Consider the following 13,546-nt stretch of genomic DNA (forward strand, 5'->3'; position numbering starts at 1 on the left):
GTCAGGGAGGGGAGCATCGCCTCCCGACTGTCGGAAAATCTTACGATCGCGCCATCCCGTCGAACCGCGTTAACGATCCGAACCCGCCAAATTCCGCCATCCCCGGCAACTGGCACGCCGACTGCATCCTATCGCGTACCCCGATGCGTTCGCGCCTCGACGGGCGGATCGGTTCTCTCCAGTCGCCGATCCGCCCAACCCGGGGCCTCCCCACCGCACAGCAAAAAGCCCGACCGCACCACCGTGCCGCCGGGCCATATCATATCCTTCTCTTTCGTCATTCCCGCGAAGGCGGGAATGACGGGGAGGATTATTCCTTGCGTCCGAGCCTCAGGCCGCCTTGTCGCCCAGCAGTTCGGCAAGCTCACCGCTCTCGTACATCTCCATCATGATGTCCGATCCGCCGACGAATTCGCCGCCGACATAGAGCTGCGGGATCGTCGGCCAGTCCGAATAGGCCTTGATGCCCTGACGGATGCCCTGATCCTGCAACACGTCGACGCTCTCGAACTCGGCGTTCAGGTGGTTCAGGATCGCCACCGCCCGGCTGGAGAAACCGCATTGCGGAAACAGCGGGCTGCCCTTCATGAACAGCACCACGTCGTTGTTCTTCACCACCGCATCGATGCGGGCGTTCGTGTCGTCGGTCATGGTCTTGGTCCTCAGGCCGCCGGAACGGCGGTGGTCAGTTGCAGCGCATGGAGCACGCCGCCCATGCGCCCGCCCAAAGCGGCATAGACCGCGCGCTGCTGCGCGACGCGGCTCAGCCCACGGAATTGTTCGGAGGTGACGCGCGCGGCATAATGGTCGCCGTCACCGGCCAGATCGGTGATCTCGACCACCGCATCGGGAATGGCGGCGACGATCAGCGCCTGAATGTCCTCGGCTGCCATCGGCATGTCACATGCTCTCCAGCAACTGGCGACGTGCCTCGACCGCGGCATCGGCCATCGCCTGCCGAATCTCGGCTTCCTCGAAGGTCACACCGGCGGCGGTCAGGTCCGACACCAGCTTGCGCACCACGTCCTCGTCGCCGACTTCCTCGAAATCGGCCTGCACGACGGCGGTCGCATAGGAATCGGTTTCTTCCGGGGTCAGCCCCATGCGGCCAGCCGCCCAATGCCCCAGCAACCGGTTGCGCCGCGCCGTCACGCGGAACGCCATCTCACCGTCGCGAGCGAATTTCGCCTCGAAAGCGCGTTCCCGGTCGTCGAACATGGTCATGGCGGTCCCCTGTGGTCGTTACGCACCAGATAGGTCCGCCGACGCCCCCGTGCAACGCCGTAGCGTCAGCCACCACCGTTCAGCCACGGCCGCGCCGTCGCGACCTGCGCCTCATAGCCGCCGATCGCCGTATCCCGCGCCAGCGTCATGCCGATCTCGTCGAGCCCTTCGATCAGGCACTTGCGCCGGAACGGGTCGAGTTCGAACGTAAAGCGATCCTGAAACGGCGTCGTCACCGTCATCGTCTCCAGATCGACCGCGATCGTATGCTCGCGCGCCACCTCGACCAGCCGGTCGACCGCGTCCTGCGGCAGCACGACCGTGACGATGCCGTTCTTGATCGCGTTGCCCGAAAAAATGTCCGAGAAACTCGGCGCGATCACCGCCTTGACGCCCATGTCGCCCAGCGCCCATGCGGCATGTTCGCGGCTGGAGCCGCAGCCGAAATTCTCACCCGCGATCAGCACCGGCGCGCCGGCATAGCGCGGATCGTCGAACAGATTGCCCGGCTCGGCGCGCACGCTCTCGAACGCGCCCTTGCCCAATCCCTCGCGCGTCGTGGTTTTCAGCCAGTGCGCCGGGATGATGATGTCGGTGTCGATATTCTTGGCGCCCCACGGATAGGCGCGCCCCTCGACATGAACCACCGGTTCCATCAGCGGGCCGATGCCGGGAAGGCGGGCAGCTTCGCCACGTCCCCCGCCTCGTGCTGAAGGATCACCGTCGCCTTCAGATTGCCCGCCAGCCGCTTGAACCGGTCGAGCGAGGCGAGCGACTGCGCGCGATCGACGTTGAACGGCGGAATGCCATTGCTGCCGTAATTCTCGCGGAAATGCGCGGTATCGCCCGAAATCAGCACCGGCCCTTTGCCCTTCAACCGCACCAGCAGCGCGTGATGCCCCGCCGTGTGGCCGGGCATGGTCAGCATCGTGACGCTGCCGTCGCCGAACACGTCCTTGTCTCCCTCGACACCCTCGATCTTCGATCCGCCACCGAACCACGGTTTGAGCGGTTCGGCGCTCGTGCCCGGCGTGCCGGCCTTCAGCGCGTCGACATCGCCCTGCCCGATCAGCAGCGTCGCGCCGGGAAAGCCCGCCGCCTGACCGCTATGGTCGAAATGATAATGGCTGATGCCGACGCGGCCGATCTTCTCGGGCGCGACGCCGATCTGCGCCAGTTGCCGCTTGATCGTGGTGGTCAGCACCGGCGACATCGCGTCGGTGGTGTTCGGCGCCTTGCCCAGCACCGCCTCGGGCAGCCCGGTGTCCCACAGCATATAGTCGCCGCCATGCCGGATCAGATAACAGCTCGCGACCAGCCGCTTGGTCCGGCCGGTATAGGCCAGCGTGTCGGAAAAGGCGTTGAGGTCGTTGACCTGCACGCCGCCGCAATCCAGCCGCCACAGCTCGACGTCGGCCGCCTTGGGAGCGGGTGCCTGCCCCATCGTCAGCAGCAACGCGGCGACCGCCGCGATCCGTGCGATCACGAACGCGCATCCTCGCGCGGCGTGATCGGCTTGCCCGTCGGGCGCACGCTCGACGCATAGGCCGCCGCCATGCCGCTCAGCACCGCGCCCGCGATCAACGCCATCAACACCCGCTTCATGCCATCTGCTCCGTCACCAGTTCGCGCACATCGGCCAGCCGCCCCGTCACCGCCGCCGCCGCCGCCATGGCGGGGCTGAGCAGGTGGGTGCGGGCACCCGGTCCCTGCCGCCCTACGAAATTGCGGTTGCTGGTGGAAGCGCAGCGTTCGCCCGGCGGCACCTTGTCGGGATTCATCGCCAGGCACATCGAACAGCCCGGCTCGCGCCACTCGAACCCCGCCTCGGTAAAGATGCGGTCGAGCCCCTCGGCCTCGGCCTGCCGCTTGACCAGCCCCGATCCGGGCACGACCAGCGCCTGCTTCACGCCGCCTGCGACCCGCCGCCCCTTCACCACGCTGGCCGCCGCGCGCAGATCCTCGATCCGGCTGTTGGTGCAGCTACCGATGAAGATATAGCTGACCGGCACATCCTGCATCCGCGTGCCCGGCGTCAGCCCCATGTAATCGAGCGACTTCTGCGCCGCGACGCGCTTGCTCGGATCGGCGAAGCTGTCAGGCGACGGCACGACGCCGGTGATCGGCACCACGTCCTCGGGGCTGGTCCCCCAGGTCAGCGACGGCGCGATGTCGCTGGCGTGGAGGCGCACGACCTTGTCGTACACCGCGCCCGCATCGGTCGGCAGCGTCCGCCAGTATTCGACCGCCCGATCCCAGTCCGCGCCCTTGGGCGCCATCGGCCGGCCTTTCAGATAGGCGAAGGTCGTCTCGTCGGGCGCGATCAGCCCGGCGCGCGCCCCCCCCTCGATCGACATGTTGCTGACCGTCAGCCGTCCCTCGACCGACAGCGCGCGGATCACCTCACCGGTATATTCGACGACATAGCCGGTGCCGCCCGCCGCACCCGTCTTGCCGATGATCGCCAGCACCACGTCCTTGGCCGACACGCCATAGCCCAGCGTCCCGTCAACGCGGATCTCCATCGTCTTGGAGGGTTGCAGCAACAGCGTCTGCGTGGCCAGCACATGCTCGACCTCGCTGGTGCCGATGCCGAACGCCAGCGCACCCAGCGCCCCGTGCGCGCTGGTATGGCTGTCGCCGCAGACCAGCGTCGTGCCCGGCAGGGTGAAGCCCTGCTCCGGCCCCACGACATGGACGATACCCTGCTCGGCCGCCGTCGCGTCGATATAGCGGATGCCGAAATCGGGCGCGTTCGCCTCCAGCGCCGCCAACTGGCTGGCGCTCGCCGGATCGGCGATCGGCAACCGGTTGCCCGCCGCATCCCTGCGCGCGGTTGTCGGCAGATTATGGTCGGGCACCGCCAGCGTCAGGTCGGGCCGACGCACCCGCCGCCCGGCGGCGCGCAGCCCGGCGAACGCCTGCGGGCTGGTGACTTCGTGGACGAGATGCCGGTCGATGTAGATCAGGCAGGTGCCGTCGTCGCGGCGTTCGACGACATGATCGTCCCAGATTTTCTCGTACAGCGTGCGCGGGATGGTGCTCATGGCCCTGCCGTTAACCGAAAACGCGCCCGATCGAAAGGCAAGGCAACATTTTCTTGCGTAAAGACCCGGTTCGGGAAGCCGAAACCGCCCCCGGCTCCCCGAAGCGATGGCAGGCGTGATGATGACCATCGCCATAGTCGAGGTGGCGCTGCTGTCGGGGTCAGGCTGCACGATACGGCAAGGCGATAGTCTGGTTCACGCGAAGGCGCGAAAACCGTGTGCGGCACAGGGCAGTCGCGACAGCGACCCTTCACCCCCGCCGCAACGAACATGAAGGCTTCGCCCGACAAACCACAGCCGCCCGGAACGCAACCTCTCCGCGCCTCTGCGCCTCCGCGCGAAAACTACCTTCTTCCCGCTACTCCGCGCCTCCGCGCGAACAACCCCTCCACCTTCGTATCTCAGCGCCCTCGCGTGAACCGAAATGGCCTACTCGACATACATCGCCGTAGTCTTCGACCGAACATCCTCGCGCGTCACGCCCGGCGCGCATTCGATCAGCCGGAACGGGCTGTCATGGTCCGCCCGCTGGAACACCGCCAGATCGGTGACGATCATGTCGACCACGCCCTTGCCGGTCAGCGGCAGGGTGCATGCGGGGATGAACTTCGCATCGCCGTTCTTAGAGGTGTGCTCCATCACCACGATGATCTTCTTCACCCCCGCGACGAGGTCCATCGCCCCGCCCATGCCCTTCACCATCTTGCCCGGAATCATCCAATTCGCGATGTCACCGTTCTCGGCCACTTCCATCGCGCCCAGCACGGTCAGGTCGATGTGCCCGCCGCGGATCATCGCGAAACTGTCGGCACTGCTGAAATAGGCCGACTGCGGCAGTTCGCTGATCGTCTGCTTGCCGGCGTTGATGAGGTCGGGGTCCTCCTCGCCGGCCCACGGAAACGGCCCGATGCCGAGCATTCCGTTCTCCGACTGGAGCGTCACCTCGACCCCGTCGGGGATGTGGTTCGCCACCAGCGTCGGGATGCCGATGCCGAGGTTGACGTAGAAACCGTCCTTCAGCTCGCGCGCGGCGCGTGCCGCCATTTCATCGCGGGTCCATGCCATGCGGGCTTACTCCTTGCGCGCGCCGGGATCGCTCCAGCGCAGATCATTGGGGAACACATCGTCGAAATCGCCCGCCAGCGCGGTGCCATAGACGGGGTTGGGCAGCACGAACCAGCCATTGCCCCACAGACTGGCGATCGCCGGCGCATTGGCCGCCGCGCGCCGCTCGGCCGGTTTCAGCCCGGCGTTGAACAGGTCGCTGAAATCGCCGAGCTGATCGCCGACCAGCGCTACGACGCAATAGCGTTTCGCGATCATCGCCCGCCGCGCATCCTTGGCCGACCCGCCCGGCGTATCGCCTTTCAGGAACAGCGTTTCGCCATGCTTCGCCGGGCCGAGGCCCGCCCGATGGAGCGCCGCTTCGGTGAACCGTGCGGTCGCGGCATTGCGGTTGGAATTGAACACCACGGTCGCCCCCGCCGCCCTGAGCGCCGCCAGCGCCTCGACCGCGCCGGGCACCGCCTGCGTCGCGCGTCCGTCGGACCGCTCCCACCGTTCCCAGCGCGTCGCATCGTACGACAGCCCACCGCGCGCATCGGAATATTCGTAACCGGTGTTCAGCAGCACGGTTTCGTCGACGTCGAACACCACGGCCGCCGGCCCGGTGCAGGGCAATTGCCCCGGCTCGGCCAGCGTCGCGCCGGGCGTCAGCACCGCCTGCAACGGCATCCGGCGCAGCGTCATCCGGTCACGCTGATATTGCTGCACATAGCGCACCAGCGCGGCATAGGTCTGGCGACTGGCCGCCGCCGCCTCGCCCGATCCATAGAGATACTGCATCCCCGACGGCACGCCGGCGACGGTCGCGGGGGCGACCGGGGCCGACTGGTTGCCGACCGCGACGACACACCCCGACAGCGCAAACGCCGCAGCGCCTGTAGCAAGCGCGCGGATTACCCCCCGCCCCATCGTCACCTCGGACTTGTTCCGGGGTCCACCGTGCTGCGAAAGCAACGCGCGTTGTGGCCGTGGATCAGCGGCCCCCGGAACAGGTCCGGGGTGAAGGCGTGGTTGCGGAACACGCTCGTCCAACCGCATCACGCCCGTTCCCGCACGGTACGAAACTCGATCTGCTTGTCGTACGGGCTGCCGACGATCATCCGCTTCACATAGATGCCCGGCAGGTGGATCGTGTCGGGATCGAGGCTGCCGACCGGCACCACCTCCTCGACCTCGGCGACGCAGAGGTTGGCGGCGGTCGCCATCGGCTGGTTGAAATTGCGCGCGGTCTTGCGGAAGATCAAATTGCCGCTCTCGTCGGCCTTCCACCCCTTGATGATCGACAGGTCGGCGCGGATGCCGCGTTCGAGGATATACTCCTCCCCGTCAAACGACTTCACTTCCTTGCCCTCGGCCACCAGCGTGCCGACGCCCGTCTTGGTGTAGAAGCCCGGAATCCCTGCCCCCCCTGCGCGACACCGCTCGGCCAGCGTGCCCTGCGGGCAGAACTCGACCTCCAGCTCGCCCGAGAGATACTGCCGCTCGAACTCCTTGTTCTCGCCGACATAGCTCGAGATCATCTTGGCGACCTGTCGGCTGCGCAGCAGCTTGCCCAGACCCTGCCCGTCGATCCCGGCGTTGTTGCTGGCGATCGTCAGGCCTTTGACCCCCGAGGCCTCGATCGCGTCGATCAGCCGTTCGGGGATGCCGCACAGGCCGAAGCCGCCCGCGCAGATCGTCATGCCGTCGTGGAGCAATCCGTCCAGCGCCGCCGTGGCATCGGGGTACAGCTTCTTCACTCGCTCTCTCCTCTGGTCGCTCGGATCGGATTAGGCATGGGGGCCACACCGGGTCAAGCAGCCGGACCGGCCTTCGATTTCGTCGAATACTGGCGCTGCTCTGGCGCAGGCGATAGCGTGGGGTCATGACAAGTCCACGACCCGGCGGCCGCATCCTCGTCGACGCGCTGCGCATCCATGGCTGCGACCGCATCTTCCACGTTCCGGGCGAAAGCTTCCTCGCGGTGCTCGACGCGCTGCACGACACGCCCGCCATCGATCTCGTGACCTGCCGGCAGGAAGGCGGCGTCGGCTTCATGGCCTGTGCCGATGCGGTGCTTACGGGCAAGCCCGGCGTCGCCTTCGTCACGCGCGGCCCTGGTGCCACCAACGCCTCGATCGGGGTGCATGTCGCGATGCAGGATTCGGTGCCGATGCTGCTGTTCATCGGCGACGTCGACCGCGCGATGCGCGACCGGGAGGGGTTTCAGGAAGTCGATTTCCTGACGATGTTCGCTCCCTTGGCCAAGCTGGTGCTGCGCATCGACGATCCGGCGCGCATCCCCGAATATATCGCCCGCGCGTGGCGCACCGCGACCTCCGGCCGCCCCGGCCCGGTGGTGATCGCGCTGCCCGAGGACATGCTGGTCGAGCAGGCGGTCGCCACCGACCGGCCGCCGCTGGCGAAACTCGAAGCCACGCTCTACCCGGCGGACTTCGCCGACGTGCTGGGTCAGTTGCGCCGCGCCGAACGCCCGGTCGCGATCGTCGGCGGCGCAGGGTGGGACAAGGCGACCGGCGCCGCCTTCGCCGCCTTCGCCAAAGACTGGGGCCTGCCCGTCGCCGGCGCGTTCCGCCGGCAGGACGCGATCGCCAACGATCATCCCGCATGGGCCGGCAACCTCGGCTACGGCCCCTCGCCCAAACTCGTGCAGCGGATCAAATCCGCCGACCTGCTGCTCGTCGTCGGCGCGCGACTGGGCGAAGCGACGACCGACGGCTACACCCTCATCACCCCCGACCATCCGGGCCAGACGCTGATCCACGTCCATCCCGACCCGGCCGAACTCGACCGCGTCTACCGCACCGACATCGCTATCGCCGCCGATCCGTTCGCCTTCGCCGACATGCTCGCCCGCGCCGAACCGCCGGCCAATCCGCATCCCTCGGGTGCCGAAGCCCATGCCGAATGGCTCGCATGGTCGACCCCCGCGCCGCGCGACGTCACGCTCGACCTCGGCCAATGCGTCGCGGCGATGCGCGAGCGGCTGTCGGGCCACGACACGATCATCTGCAACGGCGCGGGCAATTTCTCGGGCTGGTGGCATCGCTATTGGCACTATGGCTGGTCGGGCACGCAGCTCGCCCCGACCTGCGGCGCGATGGGCTATGGCGTCCCCGCCGCCGTCGCCGCAGCCCTGCGCGAACCCGACAAACTGGCGGTCGCGGTGGCGGGCGACGGCGATTTCCTGATGAACGGGCAGGAACTGGCCACCGCCGTCCAGCATGGCGCCGACCTGCTCGTCATCCTCGTCGACAACGGCGGCTACGGCACGATCCGCATGCACCAGGAACGCGAATACCCCGCGCGCCCGAGCGGCACCGCGCTCGCCAACCCCGATTTCGCCGCGCTCGCCCGCGCCCATGGCGGCTGGGCCGAAACCGTCGGCACGACGGCGGAGTTCGCCCCCGCGCTCGACCGGGCGCTGGCGCGAAGCGGCGTCCGCCTGCTCCACCTGAAAACCGACATCGAGGTCATCACCCACGGCACCACCATCGCCGCGATCCGCGCGCGATAGGCCAAAACGAAAAGAGCCGCCCCGGTTTCCCGGAGCGGCTCTTTGACACCATTCACCACTACATCGGCGATACGCGGTGCCGTACGGCTCAGATTTTGTCGCCGAGCGCGCCCTTGACGCTGCCCTTGACGTCCTGGCCGGTGCCCTTGACCTGCTGGGCCTCGCCCTCGGCTTCCAGGCGCTCGTTGTCGGTCGCCTTGCCCACGGCTTCCTTGACGTTGCCGGCGATCTTGTTGCCGGCGGCGGCGAGCTTGTCGGTGAATTCACCCATGATTGGCTCCTTCAGATTGGCGAAGTTTCCCTCGCTGGATTGCGAAGTTACAAACCGCCACCGCCACCACCGGTTCCATTAAACTTAATTCATATCAGCCCGGCGAGCGGACTCGACGGGTCGGCGTAGCGCCGCCGCTGCATGCGTCCCGCCAGATAGCCCATCCGTCCGCCCTCGACCGCCGCCTTCATCGCGGCGGCCATCAGCACCGGGTCCTTCGCCTCGGCGATCGCGGTGTTCATCAGCACCCCGTCGCAGCCCAGCTCCATCGCCACCGCCGCGTCGGACGGCTGGCCGACGCCGGCATCGACCAGCACCGGCACCTTCGCCCCCTCCACGATCAGGCGGATGGTGACGAGGTTCTGGATGCCCAGCCCCGATCCGATCGGCGCGCCCAGCGGCATGATCGCGACCGCCCCGGCATCCTCCAGCCGTTTCGCGGCGATCGGATCGTCGACGCAATACACCATCGGCAGGAAGCCCTCCTTCGCCAGCACCTCGGTCGCGCGCAACGTCTCGACCATGTCGGGATACAGCGTGCGCGCCTCGCCCAGCACCTCCAGCTTGACGAGGTCCCAGCCGCCCGCCTCCCGAGCGAGGCGCAACGTGCGGATCGCGCTGTCGGCATCGAAACACCCGGCGGTGTTGGGCAGGTAGGTGATCTTCTTCGGGTCGATATAGTCGGTCAGCATCGGTGCTTTGGGATCGCTGACGTTCACCCGCCGCACCGCGACGGTCACGATCTGCGCGCCCGATGCCGCCACGGCGGCGGCGTTCTGCTCGAAATCCTTGTACTTGCCGGTCCCGACGATCAGCCGCGAGGTGAAGGTCCGGCCCGCCACGCTCCACGTATCGGCCGCCCCATGATCGCCGCCGCCGACGAAGTGGACGATCTCCAGCTCGTCGCCATCCTCGACCTTGACGCTGGCCAGCGCCGATCGCGGCACGACCTCCAGATTGCGCTCGACCGCGACCTTTTCGGGCACCAGTCCGATCTGCGCGGCCAGTTCGGCCAGCGTGATCCCGTCGCGCACCCGCCTGTGCTCGCCGTTGACCGTGATGGTGATGGTGCCGTCGCTATGCATGTCGTCTCCTGTCGGGGCACGCCAAAGTCTCGACTTGCGCCCCCCGGTCCGGGTATGGTGCGCTGCATATAGGGACCGCGCCCGCGCACCCGCAACCGAAAGCCGCCGTCCGTGCCATCCCCCGCGCCCGCCATCGTCTATGTCCTGAACGGTCCGAACCTGAACCTGCTGGGCCTGCGCGAACCCGAAATCTACGGGTCGGACACGCTGGACGACATCGCAGGGATGCTGGAGGACCGGGCGCGCGAACTGGGCCTCGCCATCGACCTGCGCCAGTCGAACCACGAAGGCCATCTGATCGACTGGCTGCACGAGGCGCAGGCCGAAGGGGCGAAGGCGGTGCTGCTCAACGCCGGCGGCTTCACCCACACCTCGGTCGCGATCCACGACGCGATCAAGGCGGTGAAGACCCCGGTGATCGAGGTCCACCTGTCCAACCCGCACAAGCGCGAGGACTTCCGCCACACCAGTTTCATCGGGCGCGCGGCACGCGGCACCGTCGCCGGGTTCGGCGCGCTCTCCTATCTGGTCGCGCTTGAAGCGGCCGCCCGCATCTGACACAGGCGCGGTTTTTTGAGAATCGTTAAGGGGTAGGCATGGCAGACGACAATCAGGGCGAAGGAACGCCGTTCACCAGCCACGCGATGCGCGTCGACATCGATCTGGTCCGCGCGCTGGCGCAGGTGCTCGACGAAACCGATCTTACCGAGGTCGAGGTCGAGGACGGCGCGCGCAAGGTCCGCGTGGTGCGCAAACATGCGCCGGTACAGGCGGCAAACTATGCCCCGGCCTATGCCCCCGCCCCCGTCCAGCCGCAACTGGCGGCCGCCACCACCACGATCGAGGCCGCCGCCGCCGTCGCCCCGGTCAGCGCGGTGCCGCCCGTCACATCGCCGATGGTCGGCACCGTCTATCTGGCGGCCAATCCCGAAGCCAAGCCGTTCGTCGCGGTCGGCCAGAAGGTGTCGGCCGGCGACACGCTGGTCATCATCGAGGCGATGAAGGTCATGAACCCGATCGTCGCCCCGGCGGCGGGCACCGTAACGCAGGTCCTGGTATCGAACGGCCAGCCGGTCGAATTCGACCAGCCGCTGGTAGTCGTCGAATAACATGCCCGACATCAAGAAACTGCTGATCGCCAACCGCGGCGAAATCGCGCTGCGCATCCACCGCGCCTGCCACGAAATGGGGATCAAGACGGTCGCGGTCCATTCGACCGCCGATGCCGACGCGATGCACGTCCGCCTGGCGGACGAGGCGATCTGCATCGGCCCGCCGTCGGCGACCGACAGCTATCTGAACATCCCCAACATCATTTCGGCAGCGGAGATCAGCGGCGCGGACGCGATCCATCCGGGCTATGGCTTCCTGTCGGAAAACGCCAAGTTCGCCGAGATCGTCGAGCTGCACAATCTGATCTTCGTGGGGCCAAAGCCCGAACACATCCGGGTGATGGGCGACAAGGTGGAGGCCAAGCGCACCGCCGGCAAGCTCGGCCTGCCGCTCGTCCCCGGTTCCGACGGCCCCATCGCCGATGTCGAGGAAGCCAAGGCGATCGCCGCGTCGATCGGCTATCCGGTCATCATCAAGGCGGCCTCGGGCGGCGGCGGTCGCGGCATGAAGGTCTGCAACGGCGAAGACACGCTCGAAACGCTGATGCAGCAGGCCGGGTCGGAGGCGAAGGCCGCGTTCGGCGACGCCACCGTCTATATGGAGAAATATCTTGGCAACCCGCGCCACATCGAATTTCAGGTGTTCGGCGACGGCAACGGCCATGCGATCCATCTGGGCGAGCGCGACTGTTCGCTGCAACGCCGCCACCAGAAGGTGCTGGAGGAAGCCCCCTCCCCCGTCCTGTCGGAGGCCGAGCGCAACCGCATGGGCGCGGTCTGTGCCAAGGCGATGGCCGACATGGCCTATCGCGGCGCGGGCACGATCGAATTCCTGTGGGAAAACGGCGAGTTCTATTTCATCGAAATGAACACCCGGCTTCAGGTCGAACATCCGGTGACGGAAATGATTACCGGCATCGACCTGGTGCGCGAACAAATCCGCGTGGCGGAGGGGCATGGCCTCACCTGTCGCCAGGAACAGGTCCGCTTCCACGGCCATGCGATCGAATGCCGCATCAATGCAGAGGACCCACGGACCTTCGCGCCGTCGCCCGGCACCGTGAAGCATTTCCACGCGCCCGGCGGCATGCACGTCCGCGTCGACAGCGGCCTGTACGCCGGCTACCGCGTGCCGCCCTATTACGACAGCATGATCGCCAAGCTGATCGTCTACGGCACCACTCGCGAACGCTGCATCATGCGCCTGCGCCGCGCGCTGGAGGAGTTCGTGATCGAGGGGATGAAGACCACCATCCCGCTCCATCAGGCGCTGATCGACGATCCGCAGTTCAACCAGGGCGACTATACGATCAAGTGGCTGGAGGAATGGCTGGCCCGCACCCCGGAGTGACCCTCTCCGGCGGGGAGGGCACGGTCCTCCCCGCCGGAACCCGCATATCCCGATCGCCGCCAACGTCATCCCGGCGAAGGCTGGGATCTCCCGGTGACAGCACGCGACAGGAACCGCGAGAGGCTCCAGCCTTCGCTGGGGCGACGTTTGGGGAAAGCCCGGATCGATCGCCGCTCAGCGGCAACCATGAATGTTCGTCATTCCCGCGCAGGCGGGATCCATAACTGCCGACGTTTCAGCCAGACCCGCAACGCTGGCGCATATGGACTCCCGCCTGCGCGGGAGTGACGACGTATGATGGAGCAAGTCGCCGGCACCGGCGAACAGAATGTCGATCGGACTTAGAGAACGCCATGAACGCGACGATCTATCACAACCCGCGCTGCTCGAAATCGCGCGCCGCGCTCGCGCTGCTCACGCAAGCCGGCGCGACCGTGACCGTCATCGACTATCTCAAGACCCCGCCCGACGCCGAAACCCTCGGCGCCCTGTTCACCCGCGCCGGCATTACCGCACGCGACGCGCTGCGCACCAGCGAAGCCGACGCAAAGGCATTGAAGGGTGCCGACGACGCCGCGATCCTCGCCGCGATGGCTGCACATCCGATCCTGATCGAACGCCCGATCGTCGCGACCGACAAGGGCGTCGTGATCGCCCGTCCGCCCGAACGGCTGCTCGACCTGCTCTGAAGCGCTGTCCTACACCGGCGCGCCCTGCCATGCTCGCCGCCTTCGCGTGCGGCATGGGCCGGCGCATCGATCGGGGGAGGCAGGAACAGCAACGAAACACGTCGTTAGTGTAAACTTTGTAAACTTTGGACCGGGCGCATTGACTAACCCGCCGTAATCGCTTGGAACCGTAACGTTTGCCTGTC

At 67.1% G+C, this 13,546-nt stretch carries 17 protein-coding genes; 5 read left to right on the forward strand and 12 right to left on the reverse strand.

Annotation, left to right across the window (positions count from 1 at the left end; genetic code table 11):
- Positions 1 to 330: 330 nt before the first annotated feature.
- The 10 genes from grxD to ASE78_RS14635 form a co-directional block, all read right to left on the reverse strand.
- A complete protein-coding gene (grxD, locus tag ASE78_RS14595) occupies positions 331 to 651 on the reverse strand; it encodes a Grx4 family monothiol glutaredoxin (RefSeq protein WP_055759082.1) in 321 nt (106 codons plus the stop codon).
- An 11-nt stretch (positions 652 to 662) separates the two neighbouring features.
- On the reverse strand, positions 663 to 899 hold the full coding sequence (locus ASE78_RS14600) for a BolA/IbaG family iron-sulfur metabolism protein (RefSeq protein WP_056498062.1): 237 nt from the start codon (positions 897 to 899) through the stop codon (positions 663 to 665).
- 1 nt (position 900) lies between these two features.
- Positions 901 to 1,224, reverse strand: a complete 324-nt coding sequence (locus ASE78_RS14605) for a DUF1476 domain-containing protein (protein ID WP_056498063.1) — start codon at positions 1,222 to 1,224, stop codon at positions 901 to 903.
- Positions 1,225 to 1,289: 65 nt separating this feature from the next.
- Entirely contained in the window at positions 1,290 to 1,880 is a 591-nt protein-coding gene (gene leuD / locus ASE78_RS14610) for a 3-isopropylmalate dehydratase small subunit (protein ID WP_056498064.1), read from the reverse strand.
- Positions 1,880 to 2,707 (reverse strand): N-acyl homoserine lactonase family protein, encoded by an 828-nt coding sequence (locus ASE78_RS14615; RefSeq protein ID WP_056498183.1) that lies wholly within the window; start codon positions 2,705 to 2,707, stop codon positions 1,880 to 1,882. Before ASE78_RS14615 ends, leuD begins: the two co-directional genes overlap by 1 nt.
- Entirely contained in the window at positions 2,707 to 2,829 is a 123-nt protein-coding gene (locus tag ASE78_RS19815) for a hypothetical protein (RefSeq protein WP_268795720.1), read from the reverse strand. The genes ASE78_RS14615 and ASE78_RS19815 overlap by 1 nt, the downstream gene beginning before the upstream one ends.
- Entirely contained in the window at positions 2,826 to 4,271 is a 1,446-nt protein-coding gene (leuC, locus tag ASE78_RS14620; protein WP_056498065.1) for a 3-isopropylmalate dehydratase large subunit, read from the reverse strand. Before leuC ends, ASE78_RS19815 begins: the two co-directional genes overlap by 4 nt.
- Positions 4,272 to 4,700: 429 nt before the next feature.
- Positions 4,701 to 5,336, reverse strand: coding sequence for a CoA transferase subunit B (locus tag ASE78_RS14625; protein ID WP_056498066.1), 636 nt, complete (start codon positions 5,334 to 5,336; stop codon positions 4,701 to 4,703).
- Positions 5,337 to 5,342: 6 nt separating this feature from the next.
- Entirely contained in the window at positions 5,343 to 6,245 is a 903-nt protein-coding gene (locus ASE78_RS14630) for an HAD family acid phosphatase (RefSeq protein WP_056498067.1), read from the reverse strand.
- A gap of 128 nt (positions 6,246 to 6,373) precedes the next feature.
- On the reverse strand, positions 6,374 to 7,075 hold the full coding sequence (locus ASE78_RS14635; RefSeq protein WP_056498068.1) for a CoA transferase subunit A: 702 nt from the start codon (positions 7,073 to 7,075) through the stop codon (positions 6,374 to 6,376).
- 125 nt (positions 7,076 to 7,200) lie between these two features.
- Between ASE78_RS14635 and ASE78_RS14640 the strand changes: the two genes are divergently transcribed.
- Positions 7,201 to 8,853 carry a thiamine pyrophosphate-binding protein gene (locus tag ASE78_RS14640; RefSeq protein ID WP_056498069.1) on the forward strand — a complete coding sequence of 551 codons (1,653 nt, stop codon included), beginning with the start codon at positions 7,201 to 7,203 and terminating at the stop codon, positions 8,851 to 8,853.
- 88 nt (positions 8,854 to 8,941) lie between these two features.
- Here ASE78_RS14640 and ASE78_RS14645 read toward each other — a convergent pair whose 3' ends face one another.
- Together ASE78_RS14645 and thiS are read right to left on the reverse strand one after the other, a co-directional pair.
- Positions 8,942 to 9,124 (reverse strand): CsbD family protein, encoded by a 183-nt coding sequence (locus ASE78_RS14645; protein ID WP_056498070.1) that lies wholly within the window; start codon positions 9,122 to 9,124, stop codon positions 8,942 to 8,944.
- Positions 9,125 to 9,213: 89 nt separating this feature from the next.
- Positions 9,214 to 10,209 carry a sulfur carrier protein ThiS gene (thiS, locus tag ASE78_RS14650; RefSeq protein ID WP_082467241.1) on the reverse strand — a complete coding sequence of 332 codons (996 nt, stop codon included), beginning with the start codon at positions 10,207 to 10,209 and terminating at the stop codon, positions 9,214 to 9,216.
- A gap of 111 nt (positions 10,210 to 10,320) precedes the next feature.
- On the opposite strand from thiS, the gene aroQ reads away from it, so the two are divergent.
- The 4 genes from aroQ to arsC all read left to right on the forward strand — a co-directional run bounded on the left by aroQ (position 10,321) and on the right by arsC (position 13,361).
- A complete protein-coding gene (aroQ, locus tag ASE78_RS14655) occupies positions 10,321 to 10,767 on the forward strand; it encodes a type II 3-dehydroquinate dehydratase (protein ID WP_200911068.1) in 447 nt (148 codons plus the stop codon).
- 38 nt (positions 10,768 to 10,805) lie between these two features.
- Complete coding sequence (accB, locus tag ASE78_RS14660; RefSeq protein ID WP_055759051.1) at positions 10,806 to 11,318, forward strand: acetyl-CoA carboxylase biotin carboxyl carrier protein; 513 nt, start codon at positions 10,806 to 10,808, stop codon at positions 11,316 to 11,318.
- Between the two features lies 1 nt (position 11,319).
- Positions 11,320 to 12,672: an acetyl-CoA carboxylase biotin carboxylase subunit gene (gene accC / locus ASE78_RS14665; RefSeq protein ID WP_056498071.1), complete on the forward strand. Its 1,353-nt coding sequence runs from the start codon at positions 11,320 to 11,322 to the stop codon at positions 12,670 to 12,672.
- Positions 12,673 to 13,025: 353 nt separating this feature from the next.
- Positions 13,026 to 13,361 (forward strand): arsenate reductase (glutaredoxin), encoded by a 336-nt coding sequence (gene arsC, locus ASE78_RS14670; protein WP_056498072.1) that lies wholly within the window; start codon positions 13,026 to 13,028, stop codon positions 13,359 to 13,361.
- The last annotated feature ends 185 nt before the right edge of the window (positions 13,362 to 13,546 follow it).

It is taken from the genome of Sphingomonas sp. Leaf25 (genome assembly GCF_001421635.1).
Classification (GTDB): domain Bacteria; phylum Pseudomonadota; class Alphaproteobacteria; order Sphingomonadales; family Sphingomonadaceae; genus Sphingomonas.